This window comes from Pedomonas sp. V897 (genome assembly GCF_051304405.1).
GTDB lineage: Bacteria > Pseudomonadota > Alphaproteobacteria > Sphingomonadales > Sphingomonadaceae > Pedomonas.
This window is the reverse complement of record NZ_JBPPGG010000004.1, coordinates 29,544-50,079: the sequence shown is the minus strand read 5'-3', so window position 1 is coordinate 50,079 and position 20,536 is coordinate 29,544. Positions and strand designations below refer to the sequence as shown.

At 68.8% G+C, this 20,536-nt stretch carries 21 protein-coding genes; 14 read left to right on the top strand and 7 right to left on the bottom strand.

Features of this window, described 5'->3' with window-relative positions:
• Window positions 1-92: 92 nt before the first annotated feature.
• Window positions 93-1,166, top strand: coding sequence for an acyltransferase family protein (locus ACSJJU_RS10970; protein ID WP_435915500.1), 1,074 nt, complete (start codon window positions 93-95; stop codon window positions 1,164-1,166).
• A 318-nt stretch (window positions 1,167-1,484) separates the two neighbouring features.
• Here the strand turns inward: ACSJJU_RS10970 and ACSJJU_RS10965 are convergent, their stop codons facing one another.
• The 4 genes from ACSJJU_RS10965 to ACSJJU_RS10950 all read right to left on the bottom strand — a co-directional run bounded on the left by ACSJJU_RS10965 (window position 1,485) and on the right by ACSJJU_RS10950 (window position 7,250).
• Window positions 1,485-3,677 (bottom strand): 3-hydroxyacyl-CoA dehydrogenase NAD-binding domain-containing protein, encoded by a 2,193-nt coding sequence (locus ACSJJU_RS10965; RefSeq protein WP_435915499.1) that lies wholly within the window; start codon window positions 3,675-3,677, stop codon window positions 1,485-1,487.
• Between the two features lie 24 nt (window positions 3,678-3,701).
• Window positions 3,702-4,913, bottom strand: coding sequence for an acetyl-CoA C-acetyltransferase (locus ACSJJU_RS10960; protein ID WP_435915497.1), 1,212 nt, complete (start codon window positions 4,911-4,913; stop codon window positions 3,702-3,704).
• A 75-nt stretch (window positions 4,914-4,988) separates the two neighbouring features.
• Window positions 4,989-6,782, bottom strand: coding sequence for an acyl-CoA dehydrogenase C-terminal domain-containing protein (locus ACSJJU_RS10955; protein ID WP_435915496.1), 1,794 nt, complete (start codon window positions 6,780-6,782; stop codon window positions 4,989-4,991).
• A 3-nt stretch (window positions 6,783-6,785) separates the two neighbouring features.
• Window positions 6,786-7,250, bottom strand: a complete 465-nt coding sequence (locus ACSJJU_RS10950) for a MerR family transcriptional regulator (RefSeq protein WP_435915495.1) — start codon at window positions 7,248-7,250, stop codon at window positions 6,786-6,788.
• Window positions 7,251-7,404: 154 nt separating this feature from the next.
• Between ACSJJU_RS10950 and ACSJJU_RS10945 the strand changes: the two genes are divergently transcribed.
• The 3 genes from ACSJJU_RS10945 to ACSJJU_RS10935 all read left to right on the top strand — a co-directional run bounded on the left by ACSJJU_RS10945 (window position 7,405) and on the right by ACSJJU_RS10935 (window position 9,113).
• A complete protein-coding gene (locus ACSJJU_RS10945) occupies window positions 7,405-7,752 on the top strand; it encodes an Mpo1-like protein (protein WP_435915494.1) in 348 nt (115 codons plus the stop codon).
• 85 nt (window positions 7,753-7,837) lie between these two features.
• Window positions 7,838-8,242, top strand: a complete 405-nt coding sequence (locus tag ACSJJU_RS10940) for a hypothetical protein (RefSeq protein WP_435915493.1) — start codon at window positions 7,838-7,840, stop codon at window positions 8,240-8,242.
• A gap of 178 nt (window positions 8,243-8,420) precedes the next feature.
• The gene (locus tag ACSJJU_RS10935) at window positions 8,421-9,113 is read left to right on the top strand and encodes a hypothetical protein (RefSeq protein ID WP_435915492.1); all 693 of its coding nucleotides are present in this window, start codon (window positions 8,421-8,423) and stop codon (window positions 9,111-9,113) included.
• Between the two features lie 71 nt (window positions 9,114-9,184).
• Here the strand turns inward: ACSJJU_RS10935 and ACSJJU_RS10930 are convergent, their stop codons facing one another.
• Window positions 9,185-10,045: an HpcH/HpaI aldolase/citrate lyase family protein gene (locus tag ACSJJU_RS10930; protein WP_435915491.1), complete on the bottom strand. Its 861-nt coding sequence runs from the start codon at window positions 10,043-10,045 to the stop codon at window positions 9,185-9,187.
• Between ACSJJU_RS10930 and nfi the strand changes: the two genes are divergently transcribed.
• Both nfi and ACSJJU_RS10920 read left to right on the top strand, forming a co-directional pair.
• Window positions 10,044-10,850: a deoxyribonuclease V gene (nfi, locus tag ACSJJU_RS10925; RefSeq protein WP_435915490.1), complete on the top strand. Its 807-nt coding sequence runs from the start codon at window positions 10,044-10,046 to the stop codon at window positions 10,848-10,850. The genes ACSJJU_RS10930 and nfi overlap by 2 nt on opposite strands.
• A 71-nt stretch (window positions 10,851-10,921) precedes the next feature.
• Window positions 10,922-11,419 carry a PRC-barrel domain-containing protein gene (locus ACSJJU_RS10920; RefSeq protein ID WP_435915488.1) on the top strand — a complete coding sequence of 166 codons (498 nt, stop codon included), beginning with the start codon at window positions 10,922-10,924 and terminating at the stop codon, window positions 11,417-11,419.
• Window positions 11,420-11,439: 20 nt separating this feature from the next.
• Here ACSJJU_RS10920 and ACSJJU_RS10915 read toward each other — a convergent pair whose 3' ends face one another.
• Complete coding sequence (locus tag ACSJJU_RS10915) at window positions 11,440-12,378, bottom strand: isopenicillin N synthase family dioxygenase (RefSeq protein ID WP_435915487.1); 939 nt, start codon at window positions 12,376-12,378, stop codon at window positions 11,440-11,442.
• Between the two features lie 48 nt (window positions 12,379-12,426).
• Here ACSJJU_RS10915 and ACSJJU_RS10910 point away from each other — a divergent pair, with 48 nt between their 5' ends.
• Window positions 12,427-12,963 carry an NUDIX hydrolase gene (locus ACSJJU_RS10910; protein WP_435915486.1) on the top strand — a complete coding sequence of 179 codons (537 nt, stop codon included), beginning with the start codon at window positions 12,427-12,429 and terminating at the stop codon, window positions 12,961-12,963.
• Between the two features lie 194 nt (window positions 12,964-13,157).
• Complete coding sequence (locus tag ACSJJU_RS10905; RefSeq protein WP_435915485.1) at window positions 13,158-13,931, top strand: GntR family transcriptional regulator; 774 nt, start codon at window positions 13,158-13,160, stop codon at window positions 13,929-13,931.
• Window positions 13,932-13,991: 60 nt separating this feature from the next.
• Here ACSJJU_RS10905 and ACSJJU_RS10900 read toward each other — a convergent pair whose 3' ends face one another.
• Window positions 13,992-14,861: a TIGR00730 family Rossman fold protein gene (locus ACSJJU_RS10900; protein ID WP_435915483.1), complete on the bottom strand. Its 870-nt coding sequence runs from the start codon at window positions 14,859-14,861 to the stop codon at window positions 13,992-13,994.
• Window positions 14,862-15,212: 351 nt separating this feature from the next.
• Between ACSJJU_RS10900 and ACSJJU_RS10895 the strand changes: the two genes are divergently transcribed.
• The 6 genes from ACSJJU_RS10895 to ACSJJU_RS10870 all read left to right on the top strand — a co-directional run bounded on the left by ACSJJU_RS10895 (window position 15,213) and on the right by ACSJJU_RS10870 (window position 20,223).
• Window positions 15,213-16,571 carry an MFS transporter gene (locus tag ACSJJU_RS10895; RefSeq protein WP_435915482.1) on the top strand — a complete coding sequence of 453 codons (1,359 nt, stop codon included), beginning with the start codon at window positions 15,213-15,215 and terminating at the stop codon, window positions 16,569-16,571.
• 80 nt (window positions 16,572-16,651) lie between these two features.
• Window positions 16,652-17,575 carry a cysteine synthase A gene (gene cysK, locus ACSJJU_RS10890; RefSeq protein ID WP_435915480.1) on the top strand — a complete coding sequence of 308 codons (924 nt, stop codon included), beginning with the start codon at window positions 16,652-16,654 and terminating at the stop codon, window positions 17,573-17,575.
• 159 nt (window positions 17,576-17,734) lie between these two features.
• On the top strand, window positions 17,735-18,331 hold the full coding sequence (locus ACSJJU_RS10885) for a GNAT family N-acetyltransferase (protein WP_435915479.1): 597 nt from the start codon (window positions 17,735-17,737) through the stop codon (window positions 18,329-18,331).
• Window positions 18,328-19,029: a haloacid dehalogenase type II gene (locus ACSJJU_RS10880; RefSeq protein WP_435915478.1), complete on the top strand. Its 702-nt coding sequence runs from the start codon at window positions 18,328-18,330 to the stop codon at window positions 19,027-19,029. The genes ACSJJU_RS10885 and ACSJJU_RS10880 overlap by 4 nt, the downstream gene beginning before the upstream one ends.
• A gap of 133 nt (window positions 19,030-19,162) precedes the next feature.
• Window positions 19,163-19,774, top strand: coding sequence for a GntR family transcriptional regulator (locus ACSJJU_RS10875; protein WP_435915477.1), 612 nt, complete (start codon window positions 19,163-19,165; stop codon window positions 19,772-19,774).
• Window positions 19,771-20,223, top strand: coding sequence for an OsmC family protein (locus ACSJJU_RS10870; protein ID WP_435915476.1), 453 nt, complete (start codon window positions 19,771-19,773; stop codon window positions 20,221-20,223). The genes ACSJJU_RS10875 and ACSJJU_RS10870 overlap by 4 nt, the downstream gene beginning before the upstream one ends.
• Window positions 20,224-20,536 lie beyond the last annotated feature (313 nt).

Sequence of the window (20,536 nt, the reverse complement as noted above, 5' to 3'; positions counted from 1 at the left end):
TCTTGCGCCCGGGGGTTCGGGCCGTTTCCTTGTCCTGCCACGCTTCGGATGGTTTAATGCTCCCTGGCTAAAACCTTCGGGGAGTTGTGTTGGTGGGAAGAATCCATGAGCTGGAAGGGCTGCGCAGCCTGAGTGTGTGGTGGGTGGTGGCGGCCCATCTGGCGTTGGCGACCGGCATGCATGTGCCGTGGGTTTTCGAGGCGAACCACGCCATCGACCTGTTCATTCTCCTGTCCGGCTTCACCGCCTTCCAGCTTCTCGACCGCAAGGAGGACAGCTGGGGCTCCTACGTCCTGCGGCGCGGCTTCCGGCTCTTTCCGGTCTACCTCGCCGCCCTCGCGGTGCTGGCGCTGACGCTTGGCTTGCAGGCGGCCGCCGTGCTCGGCTCCCCCTTCGCGGAGTCGGAGTGGGCCGTCGCGCAGGTGGAAAACATCGCCGCGGCCCGGGCGCAGTTCTGGCCCAATGTGCTGAGCCATCTCGCCCTGGCGCAGGGGCTGGTGCCGCCCGCGCTCGTCCCGCAGGGGGAGTTTGCCTTTCTCCCGCAGGGGTGGTGGATTTCGCTGGAATGGCAGTTCTGCCTGATCGCCCCGCTGCTCTACGCGGCGATCGTCGGCCGCCGCTGGGTCGTGCTCGGGCTCGTCGCCGTCGCGGTCCTGCTGCTTCAGGAGCGGGCAGGCAGCGCCTTCCTGCCGGACCACCTCTGGCTGTTCGGTGTCGGCATCGTCACCTACTTCTTCCTCTCGCGCGACCGGCTGCGCTGGCTGATGCCGGGCCTGCTGGCGGCGATCATCGTGACGGCCGTCGCGGTGCTGAAGCCGGCGATGGTGATCTGGTTCGGCGTGCTGGGCGCGCTCTACGCGCCGCGCAAGCCGGGCATGAGCCTGGTCAAGGGCGTGCTCGCCCACCCGGGGCTGCTGCAACTGAGCCGCATGGCCTATTCCACCTTTGTCCTGCACACGGTGGCGATTTTCGCACTGATGCTCGTCTTCAACGCCCTGGAGCTGACCCCCAGCCAGTACCGCTCCATGTTCATCCCCCTGGCAGCGGGCCTGACGCTGCTGCTCTCCTACGCCGGCTACCGCTGGATCGAAGTGCCGGGCCTGCGGCTCGGCGCCCGCCTCGCCGCGCGTGACGGGCGCCCATCGCTCAGCCGCCAGCCGGGGTGATTTTTTCGCAGAGGGTCTCGGACCCTCTGCACGCCCGTTTGTTTTTCGGGCCGTGCGCGGGATGACGGGCGCGGCTCTGTGAAAAGGGCTCAAGCAGCCCCCCCCTTATCCCCCCACTTCATGTCCGGCCGCACCCGGTCGTCAGTTCGCGCCAGCGGCGGCTGCCGGACACATCCTGAAAACGAAAGGGAGGTTGCCAGGAGGGTCCGAGACCCTCCTGGCCATTCAAATCAACCTGAAAGGAACGAGGCTTCAGGCGCGGGGTCGCAGGGGGAACACGTTCCCCCTGCTCACAAACCCCGTCACACCGTCACGCCGTCACGCTGCCTTGCGGGCGCCTGCGGTGCTGTAGAAGGTCTCGCCCCGGGCGGCCATTTCGCGCAGCAGCTGGGGCGGGTTGAAGCGCTCGCCGTACTGCTGGGCGAGGCGATCCAGTTCCTCCACCACCTTGGCGATGCCGATCGTATCCATCAGGCTGAACGGACCGCCGGTGAAGGGCGCAAAGCCCCAGCCGAAGATGGCCCCGAGATCGCCGTCCTCCGGGGTGGTCAGCACGCCCTCCTCATAGCAGCGGGCGCATTCGGCCAGCTGGCGGTAGATGAGGCGCTTGCGCACCAGGGCCGGGTCCGGCTGTTCGTCCTCGGGCAGGCGGCCGAATTCCCTGGCGATATCCGGCCAGAGATATTTCTTCCCGCCGTCGCTCGGGTATTCGTAGAAGCCCTTGCCCGCCTTGCGGCCATAGCGGCCCAGTTCGTACATGCGATCGACCACCCGGTCGCCCTCGGTCGGCCGGTAGGCGTCGCCCAGGTCGAGCATGGTCTGCTTCTTGATTTTCCAGGCCAGATCGATGGCGGTCTCGTCGCCCACCGCCAGCGGGCCGACCGGCATACCCGCCTGCCGTCCGCAATTCTCGATGAGCGCCGGGTTCACCCCCTCGCCCACCAGCGTGTAGCCTTCCATCACGTAGGTGCCGAAGCAGCGCGAGGTGTAGAAGCCTCGGCTGTCGTTGACGACGATCGGCGTCTTCTTGATCTGCGCCACATAGTCCAGCGCCTTGGCGATGGCCTTGGGGCCGGTGTTCCTGCCGGTGATGATCTCGACGAGCGGCATTTTCTCGACGGGCGAGAAGAAGTGGATGCCGATGAAGTTTTCCTGCCGGCTCCAGCTCTCCGCCAGCGAGGTGATGGGCAGCGTCGAGGTGTTGGAGCCGAAGATGGTCTCCGCTCCCATCACCGCCTCGGTCTTCTGCGTGGCGTCCGCCTTCACCGCGCGGTCTTCAAACACCGCCTCGATGATGAGGTCGCAGCCTTTGAGATCCGCGAAGTCCGCCGTCGGCGTGATGCGGGCCAGCAGCGCCTCGCCCTTCTCGGCGCTGAGCTTGCCGCGCTTCACGTCCTTCTCCACCAGCTTGCGGGAGTAGTCCTTGCCCTTCTCGGCGCTGGCCATGTCCCGGTCGAGCAGCACCACCTCGATGCCCGCCTTGGCGGAGACGTAGGCGATACCCGCGCCCATGAGCCCCGCGCCCAACATGCCGAGCTTTTTTGTCGGCAGCTTCTCGATGTCCTTCGGGCGGCGCGCGCCGCGCTCGGCGGCCTGCTTGTTGACGAACAGCGTGCGGATCATGTTGCCCGCCTGCGGGTCCATCAGCAGCTTGGTGAAATACTTGCTCTCCAGCCGGATCGCCCGGTCGAACGGCAGCTGCGTGCCCTCGTAGACCGCCGAGAGAATGGCCTTGGGCGCGTTGTAGTTGCCCAGCGTCTCCTTCATCACCATGGGCGCGGCGCCCATGAACAGCTGGGCAATGGCCGGGTTGAACGGCCCCGAGCCGCCGGGGATCTTGAAGCCCTTCACGTCCCACGGCTGGACGGCCTTGGGATTGGCGAGCACCCACGCCTTGGCGCGGGCGACGATTTCCGCCGCCGGGGCCACTTCGTGCACCACGTTCATCGCCTTGGCCTCGGCCGGGTGCAGGCTCTTGCCCTGCGCCATGGTCATGAGCGCGGCCTGAATGCCCATGAGGCGCGGCAGGCGCTGGGTGCCGCCCGCGCCGGGCAGCAGGCCCACCAGCACTTCCGGCACGCCCAGCTGGATTTTCGGGTTGTCCGCCACCACCCGGTAGTGGCAGGCGAGCGCCAGTTCCAGCCCGCCGCCCATGGCGAGGCCGTTGATGGCGATGGCCACCGGCTTGCCGCAGGTCTCCAGCCGCCGGAACACGGCGTTGAGCGAGAACGCCTGCTCGAAGATCTGGCCTGCGCTCGCGCCGCCGCTGGCGCGCACGCTGGCGATGAGGCCGCCGATCCACTTGAGGTCGGCGCCGGCCATGAAGCCGCTGTCCTTGCCCGAGGTTATGACCGCGCCCTTGATGGCGTCCTCGCCGCTGATGCGGTCGATGGCAGCGTTGAGGTCGCGCACAAAATCCGGCGTGATGACGTTCATCGACTGGCCGGGCACGTCGATCACGAGCAGCGCAACGCCGTCCGCATCCACATCGAATTTGATCGTGTCAAACATGGGAACCGCTCCTTTGCGCCTAAATCAGATCCGCTCGATCACGGTGGCGGTGCCCATGCCCGCGCCGATGCACAGGGTGACGACCGCCGTCGCCAGGTCGCGCCGCTCCAGTTCGTCGAGCGCGGTGCCGAGGATCATGGCGCCGGTCGCGCCGAGCGGGTGGCCCATGGCGATGGCCCCGCCGTTCACGTTGATCTTGTCGTGCGGGATGTCGAGCGCCTGCATGTAGCGCAGCACCACGGCGGCGAAGGCCTCGTTCAGCTCGAACAGGTCGATGTCCGCCGGGGTCATGCCCAGCTTCTTCAGCGCCTTTTCGGTGGCGAAGGAGGGGCCGGTCAGCATGATGGTGGGCTCGGAGCCGATGGACGCCATGGCCCGGATGCGGGCGCGCGGCTTGAGGCCGTATTTCTCGCCCATTTCCTTCGAGCCGATGAGCACGCCCGCCGCGCCGTCCACGATGCCGGAGGAATTGCCGGCGTGGTGCACATGGTTGATGCGCGCCACCTCCGGGTATTTCAGCAGCGCCACATGGTCGAAGCCCGGCATGGTCTCGCCGAGGTCGATAAAGGAGGGCCGCAGCTGCGCCAGCGACTGCATGTCGGTTTCGGGGCGCATGTGCTCGTCGCGGTCGAGAACCACCTCGCCCATCACGTCCTTCACCGGCACGATCGATTTGGCGAAGCGCCCCTCCGCCCAGGCCTGCGCCGCGCGCTTCTGGCTCTCGACGGCGTAGGCGTCCACGTCGTCGCGGCTGAAGCCGTACTTGGTGGCGATGAGGTCGGCCGAGATGCCCTGCGGCACGAAGTAGGTCTTCATGGCGACCGCCGGGTCGGTGGCCCACGCGCCGCCGTCCGACGCCATGGGGATACGGCTCATGGACTCGACACCGCCGCCGATGGCCATGTCCGCCTCGCCCGAGATCACCTTGGCCGCCGCCATGTTCACCGCCTCAAGGCCGGAGGCGCAGAAGCGGTTGATCTGCACGCCCGCGGTGGTCTCGGCATAGTCCGCGTTCAGCACCGCGACGCGGGCGATGTCCGCGCCCTGCTCCGCCACGGGGGTGACGCAGCCGAGGATCACGTCGTCCACGTCCGCCGTGTCGATCCGGTTGCGGTCGCGCAGCGCCTGCAACACCTGCGTCGCCAGCTGGATCGGCGTGATTTCATGCAGCGCGCCGTCGGGCTTGCCCCGGCCGCGCGGGGTGCGGACCGCATCGTAGATATAGGCTTCAGCCATGTCTTTCCCTCTCCTTGGTCCTTCCGTCCCGGATGCGCAGGGTGCGTCTGGGAAATCCTCGCCCTGGGAACTGCCTCAGAAATCCTCCGCGGCCAGCGCCATCACCGTCTCCGCGCCCGCCTCCACCTTGCGGCGCAGGCTGGCCGTGTCGGGCAGGTGCCGCTCGGCGAAGTAGCGCGCGGTCACCAGCTTGTTGCGCAGCCAGCGCTCGTCGCCCTCGCCGCTGGCCAGCGCGTCAAGGCTGGCCCGGGCGATCTTCAGCCACATGAGGCCAACGCCGACCAGCCCGGCCAGATGCATGTAGGGATAGGCCGCCGCGCCCGCGTTGTTGGGGTTGGTCATGGCGTTCTGCATCAGCCACATGGTGGCGGCCTGGAGGTGGCCCAGCGAGCGCTCCAGCGCCTCCGCCAGCGGCTTCAGCTGCGCGTCGCCCTTGGCGCTGGCGATTTCCTCCATCACCAGCTTGTTGAAGGCTTGCAGCGCCCGGCCGCCGTTGCGGGCCAGCTTGCGGCCCACCAGATCCATCGCCTGCACGCCGTTGGCGCCTTCGTAGATCTGGGCGATGCGGGCATCGCGCACGAACTGCTCCATGCCGTTCTCGCGGATGTAGCCGTGGCCGCCGAACACCTGCTGGGCCGCCACCGCGTTCTCGAAGCCGCGATCGGTGAAGTAGCCCTTGATGACCGGCGTCAGGAGGCCGATCAGGTCATCCGCCTGCTGCCGCTCCTCCTCGGTCGGGGCCTTGCGGGTGAGGTCCACCAGCAGGCCCGCCCACAGGGCGAGCGCCCGCGCGCCCTCGTTGAAGGCGCGCATGTCCATCAACATGCGCCGCACGTCCGGGTGGACGATGATCGGATCGGCCTTGCCCTCCGTGTTCACCGGCCCGGTGAGCGCCCGCCCCTGCAAGCGCTCGCGGGCGTAGCGGACGGCGTTCTGGTAGGCCACCTCGGAAAGGGCGAGGCCCTGAAGGCCGACGCCCAGCCGCGCCGCGTTCATCATGATGAACATGGCGGCGAGGCCCTTTTCCTTCTCGCCCACCAGCCAGCCGGTCGCGCCGTCGTAGTTGAGCACGCAGGTGGCGTTGCCGTGGATGCCCATCTTCTTCTCGATGGAGCCGCAGGAAACCGCGTTGCGCGCGCCGAGCGTGCCATCGTCGTTCACCAGGAACTTGGGCACGAGGAACAGGGAGATGCCCTTCACGTTGTCCGGCGAGTCCGGCATCTTCGCCAGCACCAGATGGATGATGTTCTCGGCGAGGTCATGCTCGCCCGCCGAGATGAAGATCTTGGTGCCGGTGATCTTGTAGGTGCCGTCCGGCTGCGGCTCGGCCCGGGTGCGCAGGAGGCCCAGATCCGTGCCGCAGTGCGGCTCGGTCAGGTTCATGGTGCCGCACCATTTGCCCGAGACCATGTTGGGCAGATACTTGCGCTTCTGCTCCTCCGAGCCCACCGCCTCGAGGGCCGCCACCGCGCCGTGGGTAAGGCCGGGGTACATGGCAAAGGCCAGGTTCGCCGAGATCAGGAATTCCTCGAAGGCGGTGCCGAGCACATAGGGCAGGCCCTGGCCGCCGTACTCCGGCGAGGCGGTCAGCGTGCCCCAGCCGCCCTCGACGAACTTCTCGTAGGCTTCCTTGAAGCCCGGCGGGGTGGTGACGCTGCCGTCCTCGTGCCGGGTGCAGCCGTGTTCGTCGCCCGGCTGATTGGTCGGCTGGACCACGCCCTCGACGAAGCTCGCCGCCTCATCGAGGATCGCCTGCACCATGTCGGGCGTCGCCTCGGCAAAGCCGGGAAGGTTGGCGTAAGACTCCAGCTTCAGAACGTTGTTCAGAATGAACTGGGTTTCCTTCACCGGTGCGGCATAGACAGGCATGTCCTACTCCTTGTTGGTTTCCTTCGCGCCCTTCGCGTCGGACGGCACGAGGGACTCGAGCATGAGGCAGAATTGTTCCAGCTCGTCGATCATGTTGTCGATGTCGGCCCGCTGCTCCTGAAGCGCGCTGATGCGGGCGCGGCATTTCTCCAGCGTCACCTGCCGCTGGCGCGCGCGGCCGTCGTCGAGATCGTAGAGGTCGAGCATTTCGCGGATTTCAGCGAGGGAGAAACCCACCCGCTTGCCGCGCAGGATCCAGGCCAGGCGCACGAAGTCCCGGCGGTGATAGATACGGTTCTGGCCGCGCCGCTCGGGATTGATGAGCCCCTGATCCTCGTAGAAGCGGATGGCGCGCGGCGTGATGTTGAACGCCACGGCCAGATCGGTGATCGTGAATGGCCCGGGAAGATCCGGGATGCGCAGTCCCGAGAAGAAGGACTGGATGCGATCTGCGGCTTCGGCTGTCATGGCCCGGACTCTAGTTGACGTTTACGTAAACGTCAATCGCGACCCGGGCATACCCCCCGGCCGGGCAACACCCCGCCGGTCGGCCGTGTGGTAGAATAGGGAACAGCCAACCAGACAGCGGGAGCCAGAAGCAGGGGAGCCGGGAGAGAGGGACATGACCGACCATCGCTCAAGCAACCGCATTGAATCCTACGACGCGTTCTTCCTCTATTACCTGCGGGAGCATCGCCTCCCCTCGACGCGGCGCTGGCACTATGCGGGCACCACACTGGTTCTCCTCGGCGCTGCCGCCATCATTGCAACGGGCAAGCTGGCCTGGCTGCCGGCGCTGCTGGTGGCGGGCTACGGCCCGGCGTGGATCGGGCACTTCTTCGTGGAGAAGAACCGGCCCGCCACGTTCCGCTATCCCTTCTGGTCGCTGATTTCGGACTTCCGCATGTACGGGCTGTGGCTGACGGGCCGCCTGAAGCCCTGGCTCGAACGGGCGGGCGTGTCCGGCTAGCCCCTCGTCCCGGCGGGCGGAACAGGCGCTCCGTGGGCGGCGTTGCCCGGGGAGAGACTTTCCTCTCTCCGGCAAGGAGCCGCCCATGACCCAGGACCGCAAGCCCCCCAGGCAACCAGACAGACAACCGAACAGCCAACAGAACGCGCAACCGAACCAGACCACGCCCCGCCAGACGCAGCACGGCGGCGCGGTGGAGGACCCGCTGAAAGCCGGCATGACCGCCGCCGGCGGGCAGGTTCTCCACGGCGCCGGCATGTACGCCAGCGCCCAGCAGAGCGGGCGCGGGCTTGGCGAGTCGTCCATGCCCCGCAACTGGGACGCAGGCGGCCAGCCCGGTCAGGACAACCGCGGCACGGTCAGCACCGGGCCGGACACCGCGCCGAAGGAGCGCGCCCGCCAGCAGGACGAGCGCCGCTCCCGCGAGCAGACCCAGCAGCAGGCGGAGAACGCGCCCGGCACCCGCACCCCCGGCGCCACCAAACGCTGAGCCCAACAGAACGCCGAGCAACGCGCCGAGCAACGCTCCGGGCCCGGGGTGTCTCCATCCGTCCCGCCTGCCGGGCGGACGGCGGCGCTTCGCCGGGATGCGGCGGAACAGGCCGGCCCCCGATCCGTTGCCCCTGACCAGTGAGCAATCCGCCGATCGGGTAGCGGGAGAGACGAGAATGACGAACGACAAGCGGAACCAGAACAGGGGCGGGCAGGCTCAGCAGGGGCAACAGCAGGGTCAAGCCCACCAGCAGGCCCACCAGCAGGGCCAGCTTGGCCAGGGCATGCAGGCGGACCGTCAGCAGAGCCAGCAGGGCCGGGCGGACGAGACCGATTCCCTTCAGAACATCCGGGGCGAGGGCTCCGGCTCCAACCGGCAGGCGCAGCAGGCCCACCGCGACCCGATGGAGCGGCTGCAAAGCGGCCAGCGCTCCGGCGGGCTGGCCGATGAGGGCCGCCAGTTCCTGCAATCCGGCTCCGTGCCGCGCGTGCCGCGTCAGGCGCAGGCGGTGCAGGGCATCGCCGACCAGAACGCCGCCTTCTCGCCCCAGCCGGGGCAACAGCCGGACCAGCAACAGGGCCAGCAGCAGGGCGAGGGGACCGGGGTGCGCGAGAGCGGCGATCGCGGGGCGATGGCGCAGACCTCCCTGCCCGGCGGCTTCAAGTCGAGCCGCACCTGGACACAGACAAGCGGCGGCCAGCAGGCAACCCAGACCAGCCTTGAGGGCGGCCAGCACGCCGAACCCGCCGCCAACACCGCCGCCGACCGCCCCACCGCCGACCGGGCGGAGAACGGCGATCCGAACAGCCCGGACAAGGGTAGTGGGGGTGGGAGCGGCGGCGGCCCCGCCAATCGCCGCCAGCGGTAATCATGCCGGCAGGCGGGGCGCGGCCGCAGGGTTGCCGCGCCCCGTCTCTCGATTCATGTCCCTCAATTCCTTCAGCGCTCGCCCGCCATGGCCAGCACGCGCCGCGCCGCCACGGCGTGCAGCGCCTCGATCATCTGCCCGTCGAGCACGGCCAGCCCCTTGCCCTCCCGCTCGGCGGCCTCGAACGCTGCCACGATGCGCCGGGCCTGCGCCACCTCCGCCTCGGAGGGCGAGAAGGCCGCGTTGGCCGGGCCGATCTGGCTCGGGTGGATCAGCGTCTTGCCGTCAAAGCCGAATTCGCGTGCCTGCCGGCACTGGCGCACCAGCCCCTCCTCGTCGCGGATGTTGGGATACATGCCGTCCAGCACGTCGAGACCCATGGCCCGCGCCACCATCACCGCCCGGCTCATGGCGAAATGCAGCGGCGCGCGGTCCACGGTGTCGATGGCGCGCAAGTCCTTCACCAGATCCGCAAAGCCCATCACCAGACACGCAAGCCGCGGGCTGGCGGCGGCGATTTCCTCCAGCCTGAGGAAGCCCTTCGGCGTCTCGATCATGCACCAGATGCGCGGGCCCGCCCCGCCGTCCCGCCCGGCCATCGCCGCGTCCAGCTGCTGCACCTCGGCGGCGCTTTCCACCTTGGGCAGGAGAATGGCGTGCGGCCCTGCCCGGGTTGCCTCCTCCACGTCCGCCAGACCCCAGGGCGTGTCGAGGCGGTTGACGCGGATGACCAGTTCGCGCTCGCCATAGCCGCCGCCGCGCACCGCCGCCGCGGCCGCCGCCCGGGCCTCGGCCTTCGCCTCGGGTGCGACCGCGTCCTCCAGATCGAGGATCACCACATCGCACTCCAGCGTTTTGGCCTTCTCCAGGGCGCGGGCGTTGGAAGCGGGCATGTACAGGGCGCTGCGACGCCGACGGAACTGTGCGGTCATGAAACTCTCCTTTCCCCCGGGCGTGTCCTACCAAACAATCGCCCTTGCGGAAAAGCTGTCGCTCGCGGCAGGACAGGCCATGGACGTGGAACCGATGACCGACCCGCAGATCCCCACCGACTGGCTCTCCCCGCCCTCCCTCGCCGTCGCGGCGGAGGTGCAGCGCGCGCTGGCCCGGCGGGTGGTGCGGGAGGACGCTCTCGGCCCGGTCCATCGCCTGGCGGGGGTGGACACCAGCATGAAATGGCGGGACTCGACCGGCCCGATCCATGCCGCCATCGTCCTCCTCCGCTGGCCCTCGCTGGAGCGGGAGGCCACCGCCGCCCTCAGCGCCCCCAGCCCCATCCCCTACGTGCCCGGCTACCTCGGCTTTCGGGAATGCCCGAGCCTGGTGGGAGCCTACCGCCAGCTGCCCGCGCCGCCCGACCTCCTGTTCGTCGATGGCCACGGCATCAGCCACCCGCGCGGGCTCGGCATCGCCAGCCATCTGGGGGTGCTGCTCGACCGGCCCAGCATCGGCGTTGCCAAGAGCATCCTCGTCGGCGAGCCGCTCGGGCCGCTGGGGGAGGAGCCGGGCGACCGCACCCCGCTGGTGTGGAAGGGGGAGACCATCGCCATGGTGCTGCGCACCCGCCGCCGCGCCCGCCCGCTCTACATTTCGACCGGCCACCGGGTGTCGCTGGAAACGGCGGTCGAGTGGGTGCTGCGGGCGACGCGCGGCTACCGTCTGCCCGAGCCCACCCGCCTCGCCCACGAAGCCGCCAACGACCAGCGCCGCCAGGCTGCCGCGCCCGCCGAACCCTGAGCGCGGGGGGAACGCGGAAGCGGCTTGCCTCGTTCGACCAGAAGCGCAATTTCAGGAAAGCGAGGTGCGCCATGAAAACGGCAATGGTGATTGCGACCGTGTTGGCGATGGCGGGAGGCAGCGCCTCCGCCCTGGCTCAGGACACCCAGACCTCCCCGGGCAGCGGCGGCGTCGTTCAGGACGTGCGCGACGCGATCAACCGCCAGCTCGGCGGCCAGCAGGCGCAGCCCCAGCCCCGGCAGCAGGACCGCATGGCCCCGGCCGGCACCTACCTGCGCGAAGTGGATGACGACGAGCCGCTGCGCGGCCCCGCCAACATGACCGTGCGCCAGATGGAGGACGCGATGGTCTACGACGCCGACGGCAAGCGCATCGGCGAGGTGGAGGAGGTGATCGCCAACAACCGCGACCAGATCGTGGGCGTGACGGTCGAGGTGGGCACGTTCCTTGGCCTGCGCGACAGGGAAGTGCTTGTCCCCCTGGAGCAGCTGACCGTGCACAACGGCCAGTTCCGCACCCGGCTGACCGCCGAGCAGCTGAGGGCGCTCCCCGAATGGGACGATGACTGAGCGGGAGACCCTGCCGTCCCTCAGAGCAGGCGGATTTCCCGCAGCCGCTCCTCCAGATAGGCCTGCGCCGTGATCGGCCGGGGATAGCGGCAGGGGTTGTCCGCCGTCACGCACTGCGGCAGCGGCTCGATCGCCACATCCGGGTTGAAGTGGAGGAAGAAGGGCATGGAATAGCGCGGCCGGTGTGCCCGCTCGGGCGGCGGGTTGACCACCCGGTGGGTGGTCGAGGGCAGCGCGTGGTTGGTCATGCGCTGGAGCATGTCGCCGATGTTGACGACGATGCACCCCGGCGGCGGATTGATCGGCAGCCAGCGGCCATCCCGGGTGAGGATTTCCAGCCCGCCTTCCTCCGCGCCCAGGAGCAGGGTGATGACGTTGATGTCCTCGTGGGCCGCCGCCCGCACCGCCCCTGCCGCGTCCGCAGGCACCGGCGGGTAATGCAGCACCCGCAGCAGGCTGTTGCCCGCGTTCACCTTGTCGTCGAAGAAGGCGGGGTCGAGGCCCAGATACCGGGCGATCGCCCGCAGCATCCGCTGGCCGAAGCCGTCGAGCGCCTCGTAGAGGCCATAGGCCGTCTCGCGGAAGCCCTCGATTTCCGCCACCCACACGTTCTCCGGCATGAACGCGCGATAGGCGTGGCCATCGGGCAGCTCCCGCCCCAGGTGCCAGAATTCCTTCAGGTCATGGACGCGGGCGCCCTTGGCGGTCTCGATGCCGAAGGGCGTATAGCCGCGCGCACCGGCGATGCCGGGGCGGTGGTAGCGGCGCTTGTCCGCCTCGGGCCAGGCGAAGAAGGTCTTGAAGCGGTCGAGCGTTCCCTCGATCAGCCCTTCCGGCACGTCATGGTCGGAGACGACGGCGAAGCCATAGCGCGCATACGACTCGCCGAGGGCATTGGCAAAGGCCGGAAAGTCGGCTTCATAAAGACGGTAGCTGACAGGCGGGATGACGCAGGACATAACCTGAGCGTTTAAACGGTACGCGAGTTTCACGAAAGGGCCTCGTGCATGGCGCGCAAACGGGAGGTGCTTGGCACCGGCAGGTATCTGGAGCTGGTCTGCGAGGATGGCTGGGAGTTCGCCGTTCGGAATCGCGGCTCCGGGGTCGTGGGCATTGTCCCGGTCACGGAAGCGGGCGAGCTGGTGCTGGTGGAGCAGTGGCGGGCGGCGCTCGGCGGCCCGTCCGTCGAGCTGCCCGCCGGGCTTGTCGGCGACGAGGACGACGCCGACGAGGACATGCTGGTCGCCGCCCGGCGCGAGCTGGAGGAGGAGACCGGCTTCCGCGCCGACCACTGGACCTTCCTGTACGAAGGCGCTTCCTCCGCCGGCCTGACGCCCGAGACCGTGCACATTTACCTGGCGACCGGCCTCACCCGCGCCGGCCCGGGCGGCGGCACGGAGCACGAGAACATCACCGTCCATGTGGTGCCGCTCGAAGGCATCGAGGACTGGCTGGCCGCCCAGCGCAGGCGCGGCGCCGTCATCGACATCAAGGTCTACGGCGCGCTCGGGGCGGCGCGCGGCGCGGTCCGCCCCGCCGGCTGAGTCGGCCCGATCCCGCCTGACCCCGCCAGACTCACGTCTGCCCCCGCCTGACTCCCGTCTGCCCGCGCCCGTCCGGCCGGTCGCGGGCTGCTGGCCCCCGCCGCTTCGTCCGCCGCGCCCACGAATGCGAAGGTTGAAAACGGCTAGAATTATTCTAGTCTGTCGAGATTAACGGCGAGACGGGTGTCGGTGCGATGAGCGAGACCTTATCCGAAGCGGCTCACATAGCCGAGCTGACAGGCCAGCCGCTCTACCTCCAGATTGCAGCGGACCTGCGCGCGCGCATCACCAGCCAGGAATTCGCTGCGGGCACATATCTCCCGACCGAGGAGAAACTCTGCGCCCATTATCAGGTCAGCCGTTTCACCATTCGCGAGGCGCTGCGCCAGCTTCAGCAGGAAGGGCTGATCTCCCGCCGTCGCGGCGCGGGCACGCTCATCCGCCATGACGGGGCCGCCCCGGCTCCGGTTCTCGACCCGCAGATGAGCGCGTGCCCCGAGCCCGCGCCCATGCTTCTTCAGCCCGGCCGCTTCGGCGGCGCGACCACGCTGGCGGCCGACGAGCGGTTGGCGCAGCGGCTCGGCTGCGCCGTCGGCAGCCGCTGGGCGATCCGCTCGGCGGTGTGCGCGTCGCCCACCATGCTTGTGGAGATTTTCCTGCCCGAGCGCCTGAAGCAGCTGGCCGGGCAGATCCAGCCGGGCCACGAGCCGGTCTGGCAGCAGCTGAAAGCGCTGGGCGAGCCGCCGGGTCGGGTGCGGATGAAGGCGCAGTCCGTCACGCCCCACCAGAGCGAGGCGCGCCTTCTGGGCGTCGCGGCGCTCTCGCCGTGCCTGCGCATCACCTACGCCTGCCTCGACCTCCGGGACGAGCTGATGGCCTGCGCGGTCCATCTCTACCCCGGGCACTGCTACACCTACGAGTCCGACATCCTCTCCGGCAGTCCCTGCGGCGACCTCGCCCTCAACTGAGGGTACGCCGGGCGCGCGCGGCGGCGGCCCGGCCTCTCCTGATGGCTGCAACGCCGGGGGCTATTCGGCCGGCAGGCCCCAGCACTCGTGCAGCACCTGCCACGCCTCCTCGGCGGTCTCCACGAACCGGAACAGCTCCAGATCCCGCGGCGAGATGGTGCCTTCCTCCGCCAGCGCCTCGAAGTTCACGACCCGGTTCCAGAATTCCCGGCCGAACAGCAGGATGGGGATGGGCTTCATCTTGCCGGTCTGGACCAGGGTGAGCGCCTCGAACAGCTCGTCGAACGTGCCGAAGCCGCCGGGGAACGCCACCACCGCCCGCGCGCGCATCAGGAAGTGCATCTTGCGCAGCGCGAAGTAGTGGAACTGGAAGCTCAGCGACGGGGTCACGTATTCGTTGGGGTACTGCTCGTGCGGCAGCACGATGTTGAGGCCGATGGTGGGCGCGCCGGCGTCATGCGCGCCCTTGTTGGCCGCCTCCATGATGCTCGGGCCGCCGCCGGAGCAGACCACGTAATGCCGCTCGCCGTCCGGGTCCTGCGGGATGCTGGAGAAGCGGTAGGCCAGCTTGTAGGCCTCGTCGTAATAGCGCGACTTCTCCTTCAGCCGCTCAGCCACCAGCTTCTCGCGCGGGGTCCGGGCGGCCGCCACCAGCGCCTCCGCAGCCTGCGGCGACGGAATCCGGGCCGAGCCGTAAAACACCACCGTCGAGGCGATCTTATGCTCCTTGAGGATCAGCTCGGGCTTCAGCATCTCCAGCTGGAAGCGCACCGGGCGCAGCTCATCGCGCAGCAGGAAATCGCGGTCGGCGATGGCCAGGCGATAGCTCGGGTGGTTGGTCTGGGGCGTGCCCTCCACCTTGTCGGCGATCCCGGCTTCCTCCGTGGCGCTGGGGAAGATCCGTCGGGGTTGGGAGACATCAGCAGTCATAAGAATCCATCACTCGTTAAGGACACCAAACGCATCGGGACGCGCCCCGGTACGAAAGAACGGCGGAGCGCGGCAAGCTGTCCGGCCGGCGCGCATGCCGGCCGGGCGAGCCATGACCAGGACATAGGAACCGTTTCGGTCTTTCTGAACCCGTCCATTGCATTTCCGCCGGAACAATCCGGCTTCCCGGCCATCATCGCCCATCCCGGCCCGCCGCGCCACTGCCAGCACGGAGCGTTGCCAGAACCCGCACGCGGCCAAACTGTTGCCTGAACACGAACACACGGTTGCCAATGAGCGACCAAGGAACCCTCTCGACGGGCCCCGGACTCACTGCCATAGGCAATTTTCATGTCCGACAGCCACACTGCCGCCCCAGACGCCGCACCCAAGTCGGCCTTCGCCGTCCGGGATTTCCGCTTTTTCTGGGCTGCCCGCTTTCTCGCCAGCTTCTCCAGCCTCATGACCGTGGTCGGGATCGGCTGGCAGGTCTACGAGATCGCCCGGCGCACCCACACCATCAAGGAAGCCTCGCTCTACCTCGGCCTGATCGGCCTGGTGCAGTTCGTGGCGCTGGCCGGATGCAGCCTGTTCGCCGGGCATGTCATCGACCGGGTGGACCGCCGCTGGGTCGCCCGCGGCGCGATCGCGCTGGAGATCGTGGCGCTCGCCTGGCTGTTCGGCCACACGATCCTGGACGGCCAGACCCTGTGGCCGATCTTCGTCGCCGCCACCCTGCTGGGCGTGGGCCGCGCCTTCATGGGGCCGTCGCTTCAGGCGCTGGCGCCCAATCTGGTGCCGCTGAAGATCCTGCCCAACGCCATTGCCTGGAACTCCATCGCCTGGCAGACGGCGGCCGTCGGCGGCCCGGCCGCGTGCGGCTACCTGATGGCGGGCGGCCCGCAGTGGGTCTACGGCACCTGTCTGGCGCTGCTGAGCCTGGCGCTCGCCGCCATGTTCTGCATCCGGCCCGTGCCGCACACCGTCGCCCCCAAGGACCGGCCGTGGAAGTCCATCCTCGCCGGGCTCAAGTACATCCGCACCAACCGCATCATTCTGGGCGCCATCACGCTCGACCTGTTCGCCGTGCTGCTGGGCTCGGCCACGGCCATGCTGCCGGTCTACGCCCGCGACGTGCTGATGGTGGGGCCGGAGGGGCTGGGCAACCTGCGCGCCGCCCCGGCCGTGGGCGCGGCCATCGTGGCGGTGCTGCTGGCCCGCTTCGGCCTGCGCCGCAACGTGGGGCTGTGGATGTTCGCCTGCGTCGGCCTCTTTGGCCTGTGCACGGTGGTGTTCGGCCTGTCCCGCTCCTTCCCGCTGTCGCTGGCGGCGCTCACGGTGCTGGGCGGGGCGGACATGGTGAGCGTCTACGTGCGCCAGTCCCTGCTCCAGCTCTACACGCCCGACGAGATGCGCGGCCGCGTCGCCTCGGCGGGCACGCTGTTCGTCAGCGCCTCCAACGAGCTGGGCGAGTTCTACGCCGGTCTCGTCGCCCGCCTCCTCGGCGCGGTTCCGGCGGTGGTGATGGGCGGCTGCGCGGCGATGCTGGTCACCGCGCTGTGGGCCTGGGCCTTCCCCGAGCTGCGCAAGGCCAACAAGCTGGTGCCGCCCGAGCCGGAGTCCAGGCCGGACTCCAGGCCCGAATCCGGGCCCGAAGCCGGGCCCGAACACGCCCCGTCCGGGAAAGCCAAAGCCGCATCCGGCTCCTGAGAAGAAATTCTCCCTTGGCCTGAAAGGGCTTCCCTTTATCTTGTTCGCTGACAGCGCCGGATCGGCATTTGGAGGCATTGATGAAAGCGAACAGCATTCTCGACACCATCGGTAAGACGCCGCACATCCGCATCAACCGCCTCTTTGGCGGCACACATGAAGTGTGGGTCAAGTCGGAGCGGTCGAACCCGGGCGGTTCGATCAAGGATCGCATTGCCCTCGCCATGATCGAGGATGCGGAGCGCTCCGGCGCCCTCAAGCCGGGCGGCGTGATCGTCGAGCCCACCTCGGGCAACACCGGCATTGGCCTTGCCATGGTCGCGGCCGTCAAGGGCTACAAGCTCATCCTCGTCATGCCCGAGAGCATGTCGATCGAGCGCCGCCGCCTGATGCTGGCCTATGGTGCCAGCTTCGTGCTCACCCCGCGCGAGAAGGGCATGAAGGGCGCGGTGGAAAAGGCCACCGAGATCGTGAACGAGACCCCGGGCGCGTGGATGCCCCAGCAGTTCGAGAACCCGGCCAACGTGTCGGTGCACGAGCGCACCACCGCGCAGGAAATCCTCGCCGACTTCCCCGAGGGGCTGGACTGCCTCATCACCGGCGTCGGCACCGGCGGCCATATCACCGGCGTTGCCAAGGTGCTGAAGGAGAAGTGGCCGAACCTCCAGGTGTTCGCGGTGGAGCCCAACCTGTCGCCCGTGCTCTCCGGCGGCCAGCCCGGCCCGCACCCCATTCAGGGCATCGGCGCGGGCTTCGTCCCCGCCATCCTCGACACCCGCCTGCTGGACGGCGTCATTCAGGTGGAGGCGGAAGACGCCCGCGAAATGGCCCGCCGTGCCGCCCGCGAGGAAGGCCTGCTCGTCGGCGTCTCCTCCGGCGCGACTCTCGCCGCCATCGCCAGCAAGCTGAAGGAGGTGCCGGCCGGCAGCCGCATCCTCGGCTTCAACTACGACACCGGCGAGCGCTACCTCTCGGTCCCCGACTTCCTCCCGACCGAGGGCTGAGCCGGGTCCGCCGGGCGGGCAGAAAAGCCACAAACAACTGCATTACTGCGAGAGGGGGCGGCAACGCCCCCTTTTCCATCGGGGCTGCTTGCGGCACAAGGAAAGCCGGTGCGCGGGCCCCCGGCGTGCGGCCCGCTCCTTCCTGACCCGTGGTTTGTGATGGTCCAGCTTATCGACGTTCCCGCCGGCGCCATCGCCAGCGTCGTGACCTGTCTGGAAATGACCGAGCGCCCCCGGCCCAAACCCGGGCCGGTGATGATGACCTTGCAGCTCGTGCCGGTATCCGATCCCGAGCCGGACTGGTACCGCGCCCTGTTCCGCGCGATCGGCGCGCCCTGGCTGTGGTTCAGCCGCCTGTTGCTCGACGACGCGGCCCTGCGCGCCCGGCTCACCGCCCCCGGTACCCTGCTCTATGCGGTGCGCGAGCGCGGGGCGGATGTCGGGCTTCTGGAGCTGGATGCCTCGGTCGAGGGCGAGGTGGAGATCGTGTTCCTCGGCCTGCTGCCCCGGCTCACCGGGCGCGGCGCGGGCTCATGGCTGATGACGCAGGCGCTGGCCCTTGCCTGGGCGCGCAAGCCCCGGCGGGTCTGGCTGCACACCTGCACCCTTGACCACCCCCGAGCGCTGGCCTTTTATCTGAAACACGGCTTTCGTGCCTACGCCCGCAAGGTGGAAATCGCGCCGGACCCCCGGCTCACCGGCCTGCTGCCGCAAGACGCCGCCCCCCACGTCCCCATAATCGGAGAGACAGGATGATCGACTGGTCTCAAGTCCGCGCCCTCAGCTTTGACTGCTACGGCACCCTGATCGACTGGGAGCGCGGCATCCTTGAGGCGCTCGCTCCCTGGGTCAGCCGGTTCGGGGCCGCCAAGGTGCTGGCGGGCTTCGGCGCGGTGGAGCCCGATCTGGAGCACGCCCACCCCAGCTGGCCCTACCGGCAGGTGGTGGCGGAGGTCTACCGCCAGATGGCGCAGGAACTGGACGTGGCCGTGGACGAAGAGGCCGCCGCCCGCTTCGCCGACTCCATCACCTCCTGGCCGCCGTTCGCCGATACGGTGCCCGCCCTCAAGCGGCTGAAGACCCGGTTCCGGCTGTTCATCCTCTCCAACGTCGATGAAGCCAGCATCCTCGGCTCGCTCAAGCAGCTGGACGTGCCGTTTGACGGCGTGTTCACCGCCGAACAGATCGGCTCCTACAAGCCCAACCCCCGCAACTTCGACTTCCTGCTGGCCCAGTTGGCGGCGCGGGGCATCGAACCGCACGAGGTGGTGCACGTGGCCCAGTCCCTCTACCACGACCACGGCCCGGCGCAGGCCGCCGGGCTCAAGACCGTGTGGATCGACCGCACCCAGGGCAAGCCCGGCGCCACCCGCCTGCCCCGGCCCCTGCCCCACTTCAACCTGCGCTTCGAAAACCTCAAGGACTTCGCGGCCGGTGTGATCACCACGCACTGACCCCCCGGCCCGCGCGGACTCCCGCCGATCCTCCCGACTCACGGCTTCCCCGAACACTCACCCCTTCCGCCGGTGCGACCGGCATTGACGCGGCGTTTCCCTGCGCTAATTTGGATCCATGGATCCAAACTCGATGGAAACCATCCTGCGGGACGAGATCGAACAGGGGCTGCTGCCGCCGGGCACGCCGCTGAAGCAGGAGGAGCTTGCCGCCCGCTTCGGCGTCAGCCGCCAGCCGGTCCGCCGCGTGCTGGAGCGGCTGCTGGTGGCCGGGCTCCTGACCCACCGGTCGGACCGCAGCGTCGTCGTGACCGAATGGAGCGCCCGGCAGGCCCTTGATCTGATCGGCGTGCGGGTGGCGCTTGAAACCCACGCCCTGCGCCTGTCCCTGCCCCGGCTGGACGAGGGCACCCTCCGCAAGGCGGCCCGCCTCTGCGACGCGATCGCGCAGGAGGATGACCCCGCCGAGCTGGAGGAGATGGACATCCGGTTCCACCGCCTCCTCTATGGCGCGTGCGGCAACCTGCGGCTCCTGACCATGATCGAGGAGGCGCGCCGCGAGAGCCGCCGCATCTACGCCCTGCAGCCCAGGGGCAGCCCCCAGCGCGCCACGCTCTACGACGAGCACCGGGCCCTCTTGGCGGCATGCGCGCGGCAGGACATCGAGGCAGCGGTCGCGGCCCTCTCGGCCCACCTGTCCAACGTCGCCCCCTGTCTTCACCAACCGCAAGGAGACCCCGCATGAGCCGCTTCAGCGCCGAAGTATCCTGGGAGCGCGGCGACGCCCGCTTCACGGACAACAGATACAGCCGCGGCCATTTCTGGCGCTTCGATGGCGGCGCGGTGGTCCCTGCATCCTCCTCGCCCGATGTGGTGCCGCTGCCCTACTCCATCGCCGAGAACGTGGACCCGGAGGAAGCCTTCGTCGCCGCCCTGTCCAGCTGCCACATGCTGTTCTTCCTCTCGCTCGCCGCGAAGAAGGGACTGGTGATCGACAGCTATACCGACACGGCGGAAGGCGTGCTGGAAACCATCGACGGCAAGACGCAGGTCACCCGCGTCACCCTCAATCCCCGGGTGGTCTATTCAGGGCAAGCGCCCGACCGGGAGACGGAAGCCGACCTCCACCACCGCTCCCACGCGCTCTGCTTCCTCGCCAACTCGGTCAAGTCGCACATCGAGGTGAATTTCTAGCTTTGCCGTGTGATGGAGGGGATCTTTTGCAGGAGGGGCTTGCCCCTCCTGCACCTCCCATTCCTTCATCGGGCCGCGTGTCCGGCGTTTTTCGGGCTGACCGGGGAATATGGGGCCGCACCCGGGTTTCCGGTCGGCGCCAGCCTGCCCTCGACGGCTGATGCCGTGCACGTCCCGATCAATGACTTCAAGGCGCAAAGGCGCAGCGGTTGATGCCGGGCATTTCCCGGCAAACGAATGGGGGTGGGGGGGGGGGGGGGGGGGGAAAAACCCCCCCCCCCCCCCCCCCCCAAAAAAAAACCCCCCCCCCCCC

What these genes read in the sequence shown, in the direction of transcription:
- ACSJJU_RS10965 (WP_435915499.1), bottom strand. Translation starts at nt 3,677, where the DNA reads ATGTTTGACACGATCAAATTCGATGTGGATGCGGACGGCGTTGCGCTG.
- ACSJJU_RS10960 (WP_435915497.1), bottom strand. Translation starts at nt 4,913, where the DNA reads ATGGCTGAAGCCTATATCTACGATGCGGTCCGCACCCCGCGCGGCCGG.
- ACSJJU_RS10955 (WP_435915496.1), bottom strand. Translation starts at nt 6,782, where the DNA reads ATGCCTGTCTATGCCGCACCGGTGAAGGAAACCCAGTTCATTCTGAAC.
- ACSJJU_RS10950 (WP_435915495.1), bottom strand. Translation starts at nt 7,250, where the DNA reads ATGACAGCCGAAGCCGCAGATCGCATCCAGTCCTTCTTCTCGGGACTG.
- ACSJJU_RS10945 (WP_435915494.1), top strand. Translation starts at nt 7,405, where the DNA reads ATGACCGACCATCGCTCAAGCAACCGCATTGAATCCTACGACGCGTTC.
- ACSJJU_RS10940 (WP_435915493.1), top strand. Translation starts at nt 7,838, where the DNA reads ATGACCCAGGACCGCAAGCCCCCCAGGCAACCAGACAGACAACCGAAC.
- ACSJJU_RS10935 (WP_435915492.1), top strand. Translation starts at nt 8,421, where the DNA reads ATGACGAACGACAAGCGGAACCAGAACAGGGGCGGGCAGGCTCAGCAG.
- nfi (WP_435915490.1), top strand. Translation starts at nt 10,044, where the DNA reads ATGAAACTCTCCTTTCCCCCGGGCGTGTCCTACCAAACAATCGCCCTT.
- ACSJJU_RS10930 (WP_435915491.1), bottom strand. Translation starts at nt 10,045, where the DNA reads ATGACCGCACAGTTCCGTCGGCGTCGCAGCGCCCTGTACATGCCCGCT.
- ACSJJU_RS10920 (WP_435915488.1), top strand. Translation starts at nt 10,922, where the DNA reads ATGAAAACGGCAATGGTGATTGCGACCGTGTTGGCGATGGCGGGAGGC.
- ACSJJU_RS10915 (WP_435915487.1), bottom strand. Translation starts at nt 12,378, where the DNA reads ATGTCCTGCGTCATCCCGCCTGTCAGCTACCGTCTTTATGAAGCCGAC.
- ACSJJU_RS10910 (WP_435915486.1), top strand. Translation starts at nt 12,427, where the DNA reads ATGGCGCGCAAACGGGAGGTGCTTGGCACCGGCAGGTATCTGGAGCTG.
- ACSJJU_RS10905 (WP_435915485.1), top strand. Translation starts at nt 13,158, where the DNA reads ATGAGCGAGACCTTATCCGAAGCGGCTCACATAGCCGAGCTGACAGGC.
- ACSJJU_RS10900 (WP_435915483.1), bottom strand. Translation starts at nt 14,861, where the DNA reads ATGACTGCTGATGTCTCCCAACCCCGACGGATCTTCCCCAGCGCCACG.
- ACSJJU_RS10895 (WP_435915482.1), top strand. Translation starts at nt 15,213, where the DNA reads ATGTCCGACAGCCACACTGCCGCCCCAGACGCCGCACCCAAGTCGGCC.
- cysK (WP_435915480.1), top strand. Translation starts at nt 16,652, where the DNA reads ATGAAAGCGAACAGCATTCTCGACACCATCGGTAAGACGCCGCACATC.
- ACSJJU_RS10885 (WP_435915479.1), top strand. Translation starts at nt 17,735, where the DNA reads ATGGTCCAGCTTATCGACGTTCCCGCCGGCGCCATCGCCAGCGTCGTG.
- ACSJJU_RS10880 (WP_435915478.1), top strand. Translation starts at nt 18,328, where the DNA reads ATGATCGACTGGTCTCAAGTCCGCGCCCTCAGCTTTGACTGCTACGGC.
- ACSJJU_RS10875 (WP_435915477.1), top strand. Translation starts at nt 19,163, where the DNA reads ATGGAAACCATCCTGCGGGACGAGATCGAACAGGGGCTGCTGCCGCCG.
- ACSJJU_RS10870 (WP_435915476.1), top strand. Translation starts at nt 19,771, where the DNA reads ATGAGCCGCTTCAGCGCCGAAGTATCCTGGGAGCGCGGCGACGCCCGC.